This window comes from Arthrobacter sp. 01N442 (genome assembly GCF_056399345.1).
This window is the reverse complement of record NZ_JBFTRD010000002.1, coordinates 1-12663: the sequence shown is the minus strand read 5'-3', so window position 1 is coordinate 12663 and position 12663 is coordinate 1. Positions and strand designations below refer to the sequence as shown.

General features: G+C 67.4%; 14 protein-coding genes. 11 read left to right on the top strand and 3 right to left on the bottom strand.

The window, feature by feature from the left end; all coding sequences use genetic code 11:
• Window positions 1–11: 11 nt before the first annotated feature.
• Window positions 12–1208 (top strand): trans-sulfuration enzyme family protein, encoded by a 1197-nt coding sequence (locus tag AC1DNC_RS02420; RefSeq protein WP_476860981.1) that lies wholly within the window; start codon window positions 12–14, stop codon window positions 1206–1208.
• A 9-nt stretch (window positions 1209–1217) separates the two neighbouring features.
• Window positions 1218–1571, top strand: coding sequence for a DUF2516 family protein (locus AC1DNC_RS02415; protein ID WP_476860980.1), 354 nt, complete (start codon window positions 1218–1220; stop codon window positions 1569–1571).
• 176 nt (window positions 1572–1747) lie between these two features.
• Here AC1DNC_RS02415 and AC1DNC_RS02410 read toward each other — a convergent pair whose 3' ends face one another.
• On the bottom strand, window positions 1748–2623 hold the full coding sequence (locus AC1DNC_RS02410; protein ID WP_476860979.1) for a class I SAM-dependent methyltransferase: 876 nt from the start codon (window positions 2621–2623) through the stop codon (window positions 1748–1750).
• A 68-nt stretch (window positions 2624–2691) separates the two neighbouring features.
• On the opposite strand from AC1DNC_RS02410, the gene AC1DNC_RS02405 reads away from it, so the two are divergent.
• Window positions 2692–3438 carry a phosphoglyceromutase gene (locus AC1DNC_RS02405; protein ID WP_476860978.1) on the top strand — a complete coding sequence of 249 codons (747 nt, stop codon included), beginning with the start codon at window positions 2692–2694 and terminating at the stop codon, window positions 3436–3438.
• Window positions 3439–3531: 93 nt separating this feature from the next.
• Here AC1DNC_RS02405 and phoU read toward each other — a convergent pair whose 3' ends face one another.
• Window positions 3532–4194 (bottom strand): phosphate signaling complex protein PhoU, encoded by a 663-nt coding sequence (gene phoU, locus AC1DNC_RS02400; RefSeq protein ID WP_476860977.1) that lies wholly within the window; start codon window positions 4192–4194, stop codon window positions 3532–3534.
• A 206-nt stretch (window positions 4195–4400) separates the two neighbouring features.
• On the opposite strand from phoU, the gene AC1DNC_RS02395 reads away from it, so the two are divergent.
• Together AC1DNC_RS02395 and AC1DNC_RS02390 are read left to right on the top strand one after the other, a co-directional pair.
• Window positions 4401–5615 (top strand): sensor histidine kinase, encoded by a 1215-nt coding sequence (locus AC1DNC_RS02395; RefSeq protein WP_476861574.1) that lies wholly within the window; start codon window positions 4401–4403, stop codon window positions 5613–5615.
• Window positions 5612–6292, top strand: a complete 681-nt coding sequence (locus tag AC1DNC_RS02390; RefSeq protein WP_175324033.1) for a response regulator transcription factor — start codon at window positions 5612–5614, stop codon at window positions 6290–6292. Before AC1DNC_RS02395 ends, AC1DNC_RS02390 begins: the two co-directional genes overlap by 4 nt.
• A 147-nt stretch (window positions 6293–6439) precedes the next feature.
• Here AC1DNC_RS02390 and AC1DNC_RS02385 read toward each other — a convergent pair whose 3' ends face one another.
• A complete protein-coding gene (locus tag AC1DNC_RS02385; RefSeq protein WP_476861573.1) occupies window positions 6440–7003 on the bottom strand; it encodes a hypothetical protein in 564 nt (187 codons plus the stop codon).
• Between the two features lie 361 nt (window positions 7004–7364).
• On the opposite strand from AC1DNC_RS02385, the gene AC1DNC_RS02380 reads away from it, so the two are divergent.
• From AC1DNC_RS02380 to rlmB, 6 genes are all read left to right on the top strand, one after another.
• Window positions 7365–7847: a CarD family transcriptional regulator gene (locus AC1DNC_RS02380; protein WP_026266570.1), complete on the top strand. Its 483-nt coding sequence runs from the start codon at window positions 7365–7367 to the stop codon at window positions 7845–7847.
• Window positions 7848–7949: 102 nt separating this feature from the next.
• Entirely contained in the window at window positions 7950–8768 is an 819-nt protein-coding gene (gene ispD / locus AC1DNC_RS02375) for a 2-C-methyl-D-erythritol 4-phosphate cytidylyltransferase (RefSeq protein ID WP_476860976.1), read from the top strand.
• Window positions 8769–8803: 35 nt separating this feature from the next.
• Complete coding sequence (ispF, locus tag AC1DNC_RS02370) at window positions 8804–9301, top strand: 2-C-methyl-D-erythritol 2,4-cyclodiphosphate synthase (protein ID WP_476860975.1); 498 nt, start codon at window positions 8804–8806, stop codon at window positions 9299–9301.
• A gap of 50 nt (window positions 9302–9351) precedes the next feature.
• On the top strand, window positions 9352–9705 hold the full coding sequence (locus AC1DNC_RS02365) for a hypothetical protein (RefSeq protein WP_476860974.1): 354 nt from the start codon (window positions 9352–9354) through the stop codon (window positions 9703–9705).
• Between the two features lie 40 nt (window positions 9706–9745).
• Complete coding sequence (cysS, locus tag AC1DNC_RS02360; RefSeq protein ID WP_476860973.1) at window positions 9746–11215, top strand: cysteine--tRNA ligase; 1470 nt, start codon at window positions 9746–9748, stop codon at window positions 11213–11215.
• Between the two features lie 124 nt (window positions 11216–11339).
• Window positions 11340–12332: a 23S rRNA (guanosine(2251)-2'-O)-methyltransferase RlmB gene (gene rlmB, locus AC1DNC_RS02355; RefSeq protein WP_476860972.1), complete on the top strand. Its 993-nt coding sequence runs from the start codon at window positions 11340–11342 to the stop codon at window positions 12330–12332.
• Window positions 12333–12663 lie beyond the last annotated feature (331 nt).

Here is a 12663-nt window from a genome sequence, read left to right as displayed (position 1 = left end):
ACCCTGTCACCATGAGTCTCTCCGAAGAACAGGCAGCCTCGCTCTCGGCCGAAACCGTGGTGGTTGCCGCGGGCCGTCCCCGGCGCGAGCGCGACGCCCCGGTGAACCCGCCGATCGTGCTGTCCTCGACCTATTTCGGCACCGGCCCGCTGGGCCCCGGCGACCGCGGCTACGGCCGCTACTCCAACCCCACCTGGGACCCCTTCGAGCAGGCCCTGGCACAGTTGGAAGGCGCCGCGCTGCCGGGCCTCTTGTATGCCTCGGGCCTGGCCGCGGTGAGCTCGGCGCTGTCCCTGGTTCCGGCGCAGGGCGTGCTGGTGATGCCCTCGCACAGCTACGCCGGGTCGCTCGTGATGGCGACGGAACTGGCGCAGAAGGGCGCCCTTGAGCTGCGCACCGTGGACATTGCGGACACCGACGCCGTGCTGGCGCAGCTGGCGCCCGCCGACGGCAAACCGGCCAGCATGCTGTGGCTGGAGAGCCCCACCAACCCGATGCTCGGCGTCGCGGACATCCGGGCGCTGACAGCAGCGGCACACGCGGCCGGTGCCCTCGTCGTCACCGACAACACCTTTTCCACCCCGCTCGTGCAGCAGCCCCTCAGCCTGGGCTCCGACGTCGTCCTGCACTCGGTCACCAAGTACCTTTCCGGCCACTCCGACGTCGTGCTGGGCGCCCTCGTGACCTCCGACGCCGAGCTGCACGCCAGGCTGCTGCACCACCGCACCATCCACGGCGGCATCGCCGGGCCGTTCGAAGCCTGGCTGGCGCTGCGCGGGCTGCGCACCCTCGCCTTGCGGATTGAGCGCTCCCAGGCCTCCGCGGCGGTGATCGCGGAACGGTTGAGCCAGCACCCGCGGGTTGGCAGCATCCGCTACCCGGGACTGCCCTCGGACCCCGGCCACGAACGGGCCAAGGCTCAGATGAAGGGCTTCGGCTCCGTGCTGTGCATCGAAATGGCGCCGGTGGAGGGCCCGAACGGCACCCTCAGCGGCGCGGAGGCGGCCGACCGGATGATCCGCGCCCTAGAGTTGTGGCTGCCGGCCACGTCGCTGGGCGGCGTGGAATCCCTGATCGAACGCCGACGCCGGCACACCGCGGAACCGGAGAGCGTGCCGGAGAACCTGGTCCGGCTGAGTGTCGGAATTGAAAACGTCGAGGACCTCTGGGCCGATTTGCGGCAGGCTTTGGCAACACTGGACGGCTAGGCTTGGGGCATGGACGGAAGAACGCTGATTGAATTTGCCGACAGAGGGATCTACTTCCTGATGGCGGTCGTAGCCCTGGGCCTTGAGGTGTGGGCGTTCTTCGATTGCCTGCGGCACAAGGCCAACGCCTTCGAAGCCGTGTCCAAGCGGACCAAGACGTTCTGGCTCGCCCTGACCGGCGGCGCTCTCTTCATCGGCCTGCTGTCCATTGTTGGCGGCGGAGGCGGATTCTTCGGCCCGCTGGGACTCTTTGGCCTCGCGGCCGTGACGGCCGCTTCCGTCTACCTCGCGGACGTCCGCCCTGCCGTGAAAGATGCCGGCCGCGGCGGAAGCCGCAACATGGGACCCTACGGCCCCTGGTGATCCCCACCCACCGGCACCCTAAGCTCGCAAGCTCGCTCAGGGAACCCTGCCGGCGTGGCCCCAACCGGCACCCTAAGCTCGCAAGCTCGCTCAGGGAACCCTGCCGGCGTGGCCCCAACCGGCACCCTAAGCTCGCAAGCTCGCTCAGGGAACCCTGCCGGCGTGGCCCCAACCGGCTATAGGCCGACCGGCGCCACCGCTTCCCAATCCACGGTCAGCTCGCCCAGGCGCCACCGCGCCGGACCATCCTGCACGGGCCAGCCGGCGTCCCGCATCGCCCGGCACATGGCGGTCCAGCGCTGCCGGTTCCCGAACGACGCCAGCGGCGCTGCTTCAAGCCAGGCCTTGTCCAGGGCCTGCAGATAGGAATGGATTCGTTCGCCGGGAACGTTGCGGTGAATGAGCGCCTTGGGCAGCCGTTCGGCGATATCCGAGGGCAGCTCGAAGCCGCCGAAGCGCATGGACAACCCGAGGCTCAGCGGCCGCTCGTCGTCGAGCGCCACCCAGGTGACCCGGCGTCCAATCTCGTCGCAGGTGCCGTCGATGAACAGGCCTCCGGGCGCCAGCCGGTCCTGCACGAGGCGCCAAATAGCAGCAACATCGGCTTCCTCGTATTGCCGCAGCACGTTGAAGGCCCGCACCAACACCGGCCGGCCGGGCACCGGAAGTTCGAAGCCGCCGAGCTGGAAACTGAGCCCGGGACGCTCCAGCGCCTTGGCCTGCCGGACCCGCTCCGGTTCGATCTCAATCCCCACCACGCGCACGTCGGGCCGGATGGCGGTGAGGCGTGCGAAGAGTTCGACGGCGGTGGCCGGGGACGCGCCGTAGCCGAGGTCGACGACCAGTGGATCCTCGGCGCCGCGCAACCGCCAGGCCTGAGGGCCGGTTAACCACCGGTCCACCCGCCGCATTCGATTCGGGTTGGTGGTTCCGCGGGTCACGTTGCCTACGGGCCGGCCCGTCCTTGTACCGCCGCCGGTGCCGTCCTGGGTCCGCTTCTGCATCCCGCTCCGGGTCCGGGGGGACACCACCCGCTCAGCCTTCTGCACCACGCGTCCAGCCTATCCCGGCCGGTGTAACGCTCGGCACGGCCCGGGACTGCTCGGCTAGGATGAAAAGCATGACTTACAAGCTGATTCTGCTGCGCCACGGCCACAGCGAATGGAACGCCAAGAACCTGTTCACCGGCTGGGTGGACGTCGACCTGAACGACCAGGGCCGTGCCGAGGCGGTACGCGGCGGCGAGCTGCTGGTGGAGAACAATGTCCTCCCGGACATCCTCTACACCTCGCGGCTGAAGCGGGCCATCAACACCGCCAACCTTGCGCTGGAGAAGGCCGACCGCGGCTGGATCGACGTCAAGCGCGACTGGCGCCTCAACGAACGCCACTACGGTGCACTGCAGGGCAAGGACAAGGCCCAGACCCTGGCCGAATACGGCGAGGAACAGTTCATGACCTGGCGCCGGTCCTACGACACCCCGCCGCCGCCCCTCGCGGACGACTCCGAGTTCTCCCAGGTGGGGGACCCGCGCTACAAGGACCTCGGCGACGCCATGCCGCGCACCGAATGCCTCAAGGACGTCCTGATCCGGCTGCTCCCGTACTGGGAATCGGACATCAAGGAAGACCTCCGCGCCGGCAAGACCGTCCTGGTCACCGCCCACGGCAACTCCCTGCGCGCCCTGGTCAAGCACCTTGACGGCATAAGCGACGAGGACATCGCCGGCCTGAACATCCCCACCGGCATCCCGCTGGTCTACGAACTGGACGAGGACTTCAAGCCGCTGAACCCGGGTGGCACCTACCTCGACCCCGAGGCCGCCGCGGAGTCCATCAAGGCAGTGGCAAACCAGGGCAAGAAGTAGCGTCCTCCGTACCCCGGAAACGACGACGGCGGCCGGTCACCCCCAAGGTGACCGGCCGCCGTCGTACCCGCTGCTATTGGGACGGCGGGGCCGTCAGCTGTGCTCGATGCTGGTCGGGTGCCATGCGCCGGTGACCAGGTAGGTGACCTTCTGCGCAACCGAGACGCCGTGGTCCGCGAAGCGCTCGAAGTAGCGGCTGGCCAGCGCGACGTCCACGGTGGTGGCGGCGGACTCTGCCCAGTCGCTGCGGGCGATCGCCTTGAAGACGCTCAGGTGCAGGTCGTTGACGGCACTGTTGGCCTTGAGGATGTCCCGGGCCACCTCCAGGTCGCGGGTCTCCAACAGCACGGTGAGCTTCTCCGCGATCTCCAGGTCGTGCTTGGCGAAGCTCTTAAAGGTCTCCTGCAGCTGCTGCGGCACCACGTTGGCCGGGTAGCGGAGACGGGCGAGCTGGGCGATGTGCCGGGCGAGGTCGCCCATCCGCTCCAGCGAGGCGCTCATCCGGAGCGACCCCACGATCATGCGCAGGTCGCTCGCCACCGGGCCCTGCAGGGCGAGAATGTCGATGGCACGCTCGTCGAGGCTGTTCTGCAGGAAATCGATCCGGGCGTCGGCTGCGATAACGTCTTCGGCGAGGTCGATGTCTGCGCCCTCGAAGGCTGTGGTGGCCTTCTCGAACGCCTCGCTGACGAGCTTCGAAATTTCGACGAGCTGCTCACCCACCTGGGCGAGTTCTTCCTGAAAAACCTTACGCACGGGTGCGTCCTTTCCTCGGAAACGTTCCCGGGCGCCGCGGCGGCCGGCCGTTTCGTTTCACCGTAGCGGCGTTCAACCTGCCACCCTTCCAGCCTCCGGTGAACTGTTACGCCTCAATAGGTGAACGTTAGCTGAACCAGCGCCCCAATCGCACAAGTTTTCGATTTCCGGCATGCCGCAGCGCATAAGCTGGAGCCGTGGATCCAATGCTCATCGGTGTGATCGCGGGCCTGGTCGGCCTGTCGCTCGGCATATTTGGCGTGCTCGCGTTCCGGATCAGCGAGCAGCAACGCAAGATCAGCGACGTCGAGACCGGCGATCCCTCGCTCCCGGAGGGCGCCGCCGAGGTGCTGGCCGTCGTCGGGCGCGCCTTCGTGGTGGTGGACGCGGTCGACGGCGTCGTGCGCGCCAGCCCTGCGGCCTACGCCTACGGCCTGGTCCGGGGCCACACCGTGGTGCACCAGCAGCTGCTCGAGATGACCGGCAAGGTCCGGCGCGACGGCGTGATCCTTGAGAAACAGCTCGAGCTGCCGCGCGGCCCGCTCGGCCAGGGCACCATCGTGGTGCAGATCCGCGCAGCCATGCTCGGCGAGGAATATATCCTGCTGCTCGCCGATGACCGTACCGAGATCACCCGCACCGAGGAGATCCGCAACGACTTCGTCGCGAACGTCTCGCATGAGCTCAAGACCCCGGTCGGCGCAATCTCGCTGCTGGCCGAAGCGCTGGAAGCCTCACCGGACGACGAGGAAGCCGTCCGGCGGTTCGCCAAGCGCATGCATAAGGAATCCACCCGGCTGGCCGCGCTCGTGCAGGACATCATCGAACTTTCCCGGCTGCAGGGGGCCAACGTGGCCCAGCAGGCACACCCCGTGGACATCAACGAGGTTGTCGCCGAGGCCGTGGACCGGTCCCAGTTGCCGGCCGAAAGCAAGAACATTGAGATCGTTGTGGGAGGCCGGACCGACGCCATGGTCTACGGAGACCAAGACCTGCTCGTCACGGCGCTGCGAAACCTGATCGACAACGCTATCCGCTACTCGCCGGAGAACACCCGGGTTGGCGTCGGCGTGCGGGCCAGGGACGGCCTGGTGGCCGTCTCCGTGACGGACCAGGGCGAGGGGCTGAGCGCCGAGGACCAGGAGCGCGTCTTTGAGCGCTTCTACCGCGTGGACTCCGCCCGCTCCCGCCACACCGGAGGCACCGGCCTGGGCCTGAGCATCGTCAAGCACGTGATGGCGAACCACGGCGGTGAGGTCACGCTCTGGTCCCAGCCCGGGCAGGGTTCCACCTTCACCATCCGCCTCCCGGAGATGGAGGGCCAGGACGAGCCCGCGGCGGATCCCCGCCGGTCCCCGCAAACTGCACGACACGATCGACGCGACGCCGCCGGCGTCCATGAACAAGGAGCTAGCGCTTGAGCCGGATTCTTATTGTCGAGGACGAGGAATCGTTCAGCGACCCCCTTTCCTATCTGCTGGGCAAGGAAGGATTCGAGGTGGAAGTCGTGGACAACGGTCTCGACGCCATCACCGAATTCGACCGCAACGGCGCCGACCTGGTCCTCCTGGACCTGCAGTTGCCGGGCCAGTCCGGGACCGAGGTGTGCCGCCAGCTGCGCCAGCGCTCGTCCGTGCCGGTGATCATGCTGACCGCCAAGGACGCGGAAATCGACAAGGTAGTGGGCCTCGAGCTGGGCGCCGACGACTATGTCACCAAGCCCTACTCCTCCCGGGAGCTGGTGGCCAGGGTCCGCGCCGTTCTGCGGCGCCACGGCGAACCCGAGGAGCTCGTCTCCAGCACCGTCCAGGCCGGGCCGGTGCGGATGGACATTGAGCGGCACGTTGTCAGCGTGAACGGCGAACAGGTTTCGCTGCCGCTGAAGGAATTCGAGCTGCTCGAGATGCTGCTGCGCAACTCCGGCCGGGTCCTCACCCGCGGACAGCTCATCGACCGGGTGTGGGGCTCCGACTACGTCGGCGACACCAAGACCCTGGACGTTCACATCAAGCGGCTGCGCAGCAAGATCGAGCCGGACCCCTCAGCACCGCGCTACCTGATCACGGTACGCGGGCTGGGCTACAAGTTCGAGCCCTAGGCGGCCGGGCCGCGCCCCGGGTCCGGCTCGCGAGCGGGCGGGGCGCCCGGTCCGACTCGCGGGCCGGCCCGGCCGCTGGACGCGACGAAGACGCAAAAAAGGAGCGGCACCCGGTGGGGTGCCGCTCCTTTAGCGTGTGCGGGAGTGCTACGGCGTCGGCGTGGCCGACGGGGTCTCCGAAGGCGTTTCCGAGGGCGTCGACGACGGCGTTGTGCTGCTGGAGCTGGTGGGCTCGGCCGTCGGGAGGTACTTCTTGTAGTCCGTGATGGTGGCGTCCAGGACCGGCATCTTGAACTTGGCGTCCATGTTGGTGCCGTCTTCGCGGATCGTGACTTCCACCAGGGAACCCGGCTTGCCGCCGGAAGTGCTGAGGATCGCCGCGTCGGCGGTGTCATTCAGCAGGACGTAGGAGTTCTTCTTGACCGGAACCTCGGTCTGGGAGCCGGCGGCGCCGCTGATGGTGAGCTTCACATCTTTGGCAGAGGTGTTGTACACCGCCCCGATCACGCGGCCGGGCTTGTTCTCGCCGTCGGAGACGATCATCATGTTGCGGAGCTGGAGCGGTCCGAGGTCGGTCCGGGTCCCGTCCGACGCCGAATACTGCACAGAGGTCTGCTGGGGGTTGATGTAGCCGCAGCCGGACACCGACAGCAGGCCAATGCCAAGTGCAGCCGTTGCCATTGCCAGCTTGCCGCGCCGGCCCCGAGTCATCGCAGTGAAACGCACGTCACGCACTCCTTGAGAGTCTTGAAACATTATTCAGCCATAGCCTATCCGCAATGGACCTCAAACGCGGATTCGGGGGACTACACAAAGTCGGCCGCAGCGGGAGGAGGGGCCGGCCGGAGGGTGGGCCTCCGGCCCGGCAGGGACCCCTCCTGGGCAGGCCCGGCGTCGAACTTTCACGCCCTTGGCACGGGGTCTCCAATGCACTATTATCCGCGTCCGTCAAGGGGTTTGGAGGGCCGATTCTGGCGATTTTCCGCGTATTTACGCGGTTTCCGTGGCCGATCCATGGCAGTCGTATGCCTTAATCGTGATAAACTGGTCTGCGGGAAAGGGGAATGTCCACATGGTTTTTGAGGTCGGCGAGACAGTAGTTTACCCTCACCACGGTGCAGCCAAAATTGAAGAAATCAAGATGCGCACTGTCAAGGGCGAAGAGAAGATGTATCTCAAGCTCAAGGTGGCTCAGGGTGATCTGACCATTGAAGTTCCAGCAGAAAACGTTGACCTTGTTGGGGTCCGGGACGTAGTGGGCAAGGAAGGCTTGGAGCACGTTTTCGACGTGCTGCGTGCCGAGTTCACTGAAGAGCCCACCAACTGGTCGCGTCGTTACAAGGCAAACCTGGAAAAGCTTGCTTCCGGTGACGTGATCAAGGTGGCAGAGGTCGTCCGCGACCTGTGGCGCCGGGACCACGACCGGGGTCTCTCAGCCGGAGAGAAGCGCATGCTGGCCAAGGCCCGCCAGATTCTGATCTCAGAACTGGCACTGGCTGAGAAGACTGATGAAGAGAAGGCCGCAAGCGTTCTCGACGAGGTCCTGGCTTCCTAGCTAAGAATCGAACCCCGGTGGCATTACGCCGCCGGGGCTTCTTTTTGCCCAAACCCGTCCAGGTTGGGTCTGGGTGCGGCGCCGGGACGTAGTCTTGTCCGCATGAACTCTGCATCGACAGCCCACGTCACCGCGGTCATCGTCGTCGCCGCCGGCTCCGGCCAGCGCCTGGGCTACGGCATGCCGAAGGCCAAGGTCCCCCTGGGCGGCGACAGCATCCTCATGCACGCCCTCCGGGGTGTGGCCGCGGCTGGCATCGCCCGCCAGATCTGTGTCGCCATCCCGCCTGGAGACTCTGAATTGAGGGCGCAGTGTGAGGCGTTCGCCGCGGAATTGCAGTCCGAGCACCGCCGCACAGCCGCCGCGGAGACGGCCGTGCAGCTCCCGGTAGTGACCATCGTCGACGGCGGCGCCAGCCGCGCCGAATCCGTCCGAGCCGGGATGGCCGCGCTGGAGCCGGGCATGCAGTATGTCCTGGTCCACGACGCCGCACGGGCGCTCACGCCGGAAGCCGTCTTCCACCGCGTGGCCGCTGCCCTCGCCGCCGGCGCCGTCGCGGTCATCCCCGTGATCCCGGTTGTCGACACCATCAAGACGGTGGACCCCACCTTCGGCGACGACGCCGGCATCGCCCCGGAGCTGGTGACCGGCACCGCCCCGCGGGAGATGCTGCGCGCCGTCCAGACCCCTCAGGGCTTTGACCTCGCCACCCTGCGCGGCGCGCACGAGGCCGCCGCCGGGTTCGACGCCGCCCAAGCAGCCGCCGTCACGGACGACGCGATGCTGGTGGAGCTGCTCGGCGTCCCGGTCCACGCCGTCCGCGGCGCCAGCCAGTCACTGAAGATCACCACCCCGCTGGACCTGATCCTCGCCGAAGGACTCCTCGAAGGCCCGCTCGGCGCGCGCTGGGTGGAGGGCTAAGGGTGGAGGGGAACCAGCCGCAGCAGTCCGCGCCCATGATTCCACGCACCGGCATCGGCATCGACGTCCACGCCTACGCCCCCTTGGACGCGCCCCAGCCGCTCTGGCTCGGCGGCCTGCTCTGGGAGGGCGAACGCGGCCTGGCCGGCCATTCCGACGGCGACCCGGTGGCGCATGCCGCGGCCGACGCCTTGTTTTCCGCCTGCGGTATCGGCGACCTCGGCACGCACTTCGGTACCGATCGTCCCGAATACGCCGGCGCCTCGGGCGTGACGCTGCTGGCCGAAGCGGCCCGGATCGTCCGCGCCAGCGGATACGAGATAGGCAACATTGCTGTGCAGTTCGTGGCCAACAGGCCCAAGTTCGGTCCGCGCCGCGAGGAATCCCAACGGGTCCTCAGTGAGGCCGCCGGTGCACCGGTGAGTGTCTCGGCCACCACCAGCGACGGCCTGGGCTTCACCGGCCGGGGCGAAGGCATCGCGGCCACCGCAACCGCACTGGTCTACCCGCTCGGCGCAGCCGCTTCGGCCTAACTGCCCTACGCTTAAGGGACAACCCCTCCGTAGATGTCAGGAGACCTTCCGTGAAAAAGCTGCTTCCCGTCGTCGTCCTCGTAACCGGGACGCTACTGGCCGGCTGCTCCGGCTCCGCTACGCCGGCCGCCACCACCACGCCCCGCATGAGCGTCGAGGAGAGCTGCAAGTTCCTCACCACGGACACCTTCGTGCCCAAAGGCAGCGACAAGGAAAAAGCCACCCAGATCGGCCAGCACTACCAGGAGGTCGCGGACAAGGTGGCCCCGGAAGTCTCCGAGCCGATCCAGCAGATGGCCGACATCATGAAGCAGGTGGGCTCCAGCGCCACCGGGAGGCAGACCGCAGAGCAGCTGACGCAGCTCCGGCAGCAGATGGACAAGATCGGCGTGCACTGCAAGTAGTCCGCCCGGCCCGTCCCGGGGCATCGGCTAATCTGGAGCGGTGACCCTGCGCTTTTACGACACTGCATCCGCCGAAGTCCGCGACTTCGTCCCCCTGGTTCCGGGCAAAGTGAGCCTCTACTACTGCGGCGCCACGGTGCAGGGCATGCCGCACGTGGGACACATCCGCTCCGCGATCGCGTTCGACCAGCTCACGCGCTGGCTGGAGTACCGCGGCTTCCGCGTCACCGCGGTCCGCAACGTCACCGACATCGACGACAAGATCCTTGCCAAGTCCGCCGAATCGTTCGCCGCAGGCTTCGAGGACGAGCCGGGCACCGTCCGCGAAGAGGAGTGGTGGGCCTTGGCCTACCGCTACGAGCAGGAATTCCTTAAGGCCTACGACACCCTGGGCGTCACCCGCCCCACCTACGAGCCGCGAGCCACCGGCCACATTCCGGAAATGCACGCCCTCATCCAGCAGCTCATCGACCGCGGCCACGCCTACCCGGCCCTCGACGATTCCGGCGATGTGTACTTTGATGTGCGCTCCTGGGCGAAGTACGGCTCACTGACCCGGCAAAAGCTCGACGACATGCAGGGAGCTCCCGACGCCGACCCCCGGGGAAAGCGGGATCCGCGCGACTTCGCGCTCTGGAAGGGCCACAAGGAGGGCGAACCGGCGACGGCGGCCTGGGCTTCACCGTGGGGCGCCGGCCGGCCGGGGTGGCACCTCGAATGCTCCGCCATGGTCACCAAGTATCTCGGCACCGAGTTCGATATCCACGGCGGCGGCCTTGACCTGAGATTCCCGCACCACGAAAACGAGATGGCCCAGTCGCAGGCTGCCGGCCACGGCTTCGCCAATTTCTGGATGCACAACGGCATGGTCACCTACGCCGGCGAAAAGATGTCCAAGTCCATCGGCAACACCATCAGCCCGTCCGAAATGCTGGAGCTGGCCTCGCCGCGGGTGGTCCGGTACTACCTCGGCCAGGCGCAGTACCGCTCGGTCCTCGACTACCAGCCCACCTCCTTGCAGGAAGCCGCCGCCGCGATGGAGCGGATCGACGGCTTCATCAGCCGCGCGGTCCGGACCCTCGCCGGGGCCGACGGCGGATCCCCGGCAAGTCACGGCACCTTCGGCGACGGCACCGTCCCGGACGCCTTTGCAGCCGCGATGGACGACGACCTCAACGTGCCGCAGGCCCTCGCTGTCCTGCACGACACCGTCAGGGCAGGCAACACGGCGCTCACCGCCGGCGAGCACGACGACGCCCGGAAGGCACTCGCCGTCGTCGAAGCCATGCTGCGTGTCCTTGGTCTCAGTGACACGGCGGCCCCGGCAGAGGACGAGCAGGCCAACACCGCCCTCGGCGTCCTGGTCGAGGCCCAGCTCGCGGCCCGTGCGCAGGCCCGCGCCAACAAGGACTGGGCCGCGTCGGACGCCATCCGGGATACCCTCGCGGCGGCCGGCGTCGTCGTCGAAGACGGCGCGGACGGCGCAAGCTGGAGCCTCAAGCGCGGCTGAGGCCGTCCCGGCCAGGCTGGCCGAAGCGGGCCGCCGGCAGACCCCGCGGTCGAGGATTTAACGCGAGTCAGTAGACTGGAGTTCAGACTTATCAACGAATCGCGTAGTTAAAAGGGTGAAACTCATGGCCAACAACGGTCGCCGCTCGGTCAAAATGAAGAAGGGCCCCACCGTCGGGACCGGCGGTCACGGCCGTAAAGCCCTCGAGGGCAAGGGCCCCACCCCCAAGGCGGAGGACCGTCCGTACCACAAGGCCCACAAGAATAAGCAGCTTGCGGAACGCTCCGCCGCCAAGCGCGGCTCCGGTGCCCGCAGCGCCGGTGCCGGTGCCCGCTCCGGCCCCAAGGGCCGTGCCACCGAGGAAGTCGTCACCGGACGCAACTCCGTGGTCGAGGCTCTCCGCGCCGGCATCCCCGCCAAGGCGCTGCACGTCGCCATCCGGATCGAGATGGACGACCGGGTCAAGGAATCGCTGAAGCTCGCGGCCGAACGCGGCATCCCGCTGCTCGAAACCGGCAAGCCCGAACTGGACCGGATGACGGACGACGCCATCCACCAGGGCCTCGTGCTGCAGATCCCGCCGTACGAATACCAGGACGCCTACGAGCTGGCCGAGGAGACCATCGAAGGTTGGAAGAAGGGCCACATCGCCAACGCGCCGCTTTTCGTCGCCCTCGACGGCATCACCGACCCGCGCAACCTCGGCGCGATCATCCGCTCTGTCTCTGCTTTCAGCGGCCACGGCGTGATCGTGCCGGAACGCCGCTCCGTCGGCGTCACTGCCTCGGCTTGGAAGACCAGCGCCGGTGCCGCCGTCCGCGTCCCCGTGGCCCGCGCCGCCAACCTGAACAGCACGCTCAAGGCCTTCAAGAACATGGGCATCTACGTTCTCGGCCTGGACGGCGACGGCGACGTCTCACTCCCGGACCTCGCTTTGGCCACCGAACCGGTCTGCATCGTCGTCGGATCCGAAGGCAAGGGCCTCAGCCGCCTGGTCCGCGAGAACTGCGACCAGATCGTCTCCATCCCGATCGACTCCGCCATGGAATCGCTCAACGCCTCGATGGCCGTCGGCATCTCCCTCTACGAGATCTCCCGCCAGCGCGCCGCCAAGTAACCGACCCTCCCGCACGTTTGGCAGGTTTTTCCGGGACGCCCCCTCACATTTGGCGGGTTTTTCCGGGACGTTCCCTCACGTCTGGCGGGCTTTTCCGGGACGCTCCCTCACGTCTGGCTGAATCTGGGCGAACGCTCCCTCACCTCGAGTGAGGGAGCGTTCGCGTTTAGGCCGCGGGATCTGCAGGAGCGTCTCGCTTCAGTCCACCGGATCTGAGGGAGCGTCTGCGGGTAGAGCGCCGGATCTGAGGGAGCGTCTGCGGGTAGAGCGCCGGATCTGAGGGAGCGTCTGCGGGTAGAGCGCCGGATCTGAGGGAGCGTCTGCGGGTAGA